The organism is Paenibacillus gallinarum (assembly GCF_014836635.1).
Classification (GTDB): Bacteria; Bacillota; Bacilli; order Paenibacillales; family Paenibacillaceae; genus Paenibacillus; species Paenibacillus gallinarum.
Genome location: NZ_JACSQL010000041.1, coordinates 1 through 2,331 on the forward strand (window position 1 = coordinate 1; position 2,331 = coordinate 2,331).

The 2,331-nt window shown below is 45.6% G+C and carries 3 protein-coding genes; 1 reads left to right on the plus strand and 2 read right to left on the minus strand.

What is annotated here, in order from left to right:
• The first annotated feature begins 654 nt into the window (after positions 1-654).
• Positions 655-1,158: a hypothetical protein gene (locus H9647_RS25495; RefSeq protein ID WP_191805292.1), complete on the plus strand. Its 504-nt coding sequence runs from the start codon at positions 655-657 to the stop codon at positions 1,156-1,158.
• 84 nt (positions 1,159-1,242) lie between these two features.
• Here the strand turns inward: H9647_RS25495 and H9647_RS25500 are convergent, their stop codons facing one another.
• Both H9647_RS25500 and H9647_RS25505 read right to left on the minus strand, forming a co-directional pair.
• On the minus strand, positions 1,243-2,082 hold the full coding sequence (locus H9647_RS25500) for an ArdC family protein (RefSeq protein WP_318245371.1): 840 nt from the start codon (positions 2,080-2,082) through the stop codon (positions 1,243-1,245).
• Positions 2,083-2,127: 45 nt separating this feature from the next.
• Positions 2,128-2,331 (minus strand): hypothetical protein (locus H9647_RS25505; protein WP_225229584.1); only part of this gene is annotated, 204 nt, incomplete at its 5' end.

Here is a 2,331-nt window from a genome sequence, read left to right on the forward strand (position 1 = left end):
CATTAAGCTGCTTTCTAGCTTGTTCAATACAGTCCCTGTTTTTTTCGATCAAATCAAACCCCTCCTAAGCGCATCTTACTTCATCCTTACTGTTTTAGAATTGGGTTAAGAAGTTTTCGACTATAAATTGCCTTGTGATGATGCAGCGTAGCATAATCATCATGCAGTCCTGCCTTCCCTGATCCGCATCAAAGGCCCTTGATCTTGGCTCCGTGCGGGGTGTAAAGCGAAGGACAGGAACATAGAGCGCCTTATCCGGGATACTTTGTTTCCCGGGTTAGGCGCTCTTGTTATCGGCCTAAGTAACCCTGCAGCGGTGCGTAGCGGCTCTTAGGTGGGTGGTCTTGCCGCCTTAGAGCTGGTAGCATCAGCCCTAACCTCTTTCTGTTCCTATGAAGTCTCTGTCTTGCTTAATACAAGCACCTCCAGCTGAAACAAGATCGTTCCCCCTGTAGAGCTAGATCCCTTAAAAGCTTCCTGCTTCCTCAAACCTCCATTTATTTAAGGCTTGGTTTAAACCAAGCCTAGGTTGAAACCAGATCCGAAAAAAAAGGATATCACCTGGTACTATGGCTCAAAACTTTTTTAAGGCGATCATTTAGGTAACCTATATTATAATAATTAAAGTTACTCAAAAGATAAGGAGTGAAACTTGTGAACGAGACTCATGATCCGCGCCCTGTTGGCCGTCCCTCTCAAGGAATTACCAAAAAAGTTTCCTTAACGCTAACCATAGAAGAATGGACAGAAATTGAAGATTCGGGTAAGACTGTAGCTGCCTTTTTAAAAGATAAAATGAAAAAACAGCCTGATGTTACCCTAAGCCCTGAATCGAAGACACAGCGTATTCCCATCTTCTATCCTCGTCCTCTAGCTGAAGAATGTTGGGATACCTATCTGGAGCGCACAGATGAACAACTACCATCTGACATTATAGATGCCGCGAAAGAGTCAATGTTTCAAATTCTCTATCCTAACCAAGCGGAAAATGTAATTGTAGAAGTAAAAGAACAGTACATATGCCCCTTTACGGGAAAACGGTTCGGATCTATGGATAAACTCGTTAGCACTGCGATCCCCACATTAATTCAGTGGGCTACTGCAAAAATAAATCGTGAACTAGAAAGAGCTGCGAAGCGAGAAAAGGAAAAGAAATAGTGCTTTTTATTTAAATAAGAGGGGGTCCAGGGGGAGGAATCCCCCTGGCGAAACTCAATTCGCAGGGGCAAAGCCCCTGCCTCTTTAGTTACCATTTGCTTCGTCAAAAGTCGTACCCAGTATATAGTCTGTCGCCTTTTGGGCTTGTCCTGCGGCCTTTACAATTAATGTTGGATCATTTTTAAGTTTTCGGTGCCATGATTGAATATAAGCGGCGCTGTTCTCGATGGTGCTGTTATCAATGCCGCATGTAGCGCAAAGCATAGCTGCTCCAATCTCGGCTATAAGTTCTTCTTTTGAATAGTTCTCATCGCCAAAGGCGGCGTATTCCTCGATGCCTGGCCGGTTTAAACGGCTCTGATGCCCGCTACTGTGTATGAGTTCATGAAATAAGGTCGAATAATACTCCTCTGCTTTTGGGTAGTCTTGTAAAGGCGGAACACTGACCCTGTCTGGAGCAGGCATATAATAAGCCCGTCCTGACGCGAAGCCGATAGGCGGAGCGTCTGCATACCCGTCTACAATAGCTTCCGCTTCAGCAATAGGATCATGGTCAAAACTGACCTCCTTCCGCTTGCTTTTTATGCCCTTGCAATCCTTTATGTCAAACACCCGGTAATAGCGAAGCATCGGTATTTTCTCAGCTTCTCCGGTATCCGCATCTTCTTTTTCTAACCAGCGCCAGAAAACAACGATTTGAGACTTAGCGCCTTTTACACTGCCTCCAGCTTCCGTAATCTGCTTATAAGTGGCGTACTCTCCCGGCGGCAGTAGCAGTGTATTAATGCCCCGGTAGGGCCGCTGCGATATCCAGTTTACAGCGCCACTAACGACCCACGGTCTGCGCCACGGCACGACACCCGCCGCAAGCAGTTCTAAAATCCGTTCCGTCACAATTTCATATACCGATTTCTTCATTGCCATTGTCAAAGTCTCCTTTCTGTGCCGGGAGAAACCCGGCTTAGCGGATTAATTTGCTTCTCGCTCTTCGCGAACTTCAATCGAAGAAATGTCCATTTCAAAAGCTGCGAAACTCTCGTCTATGACCGCATCCATTAGTTCTTGAATCTTGTTCGTTATCAGGTGATATTCATTGACTCTCACCGTCCAAATGCAGTAATAGATCGGCTTTCTTTCATCTACTTTTCTGAGCATCCCTGCCCACTCACGGAC

What these genes read in the sequence shown, in the direction of transcription:
- H9647_RS25500 (WP_318245371.1), bottom strand. Translation starts at nt 2,082, where the DNA reads ATGGCAATGAAGAAATCGGTATATGAAATTGTGACGGAACGGATTTTA.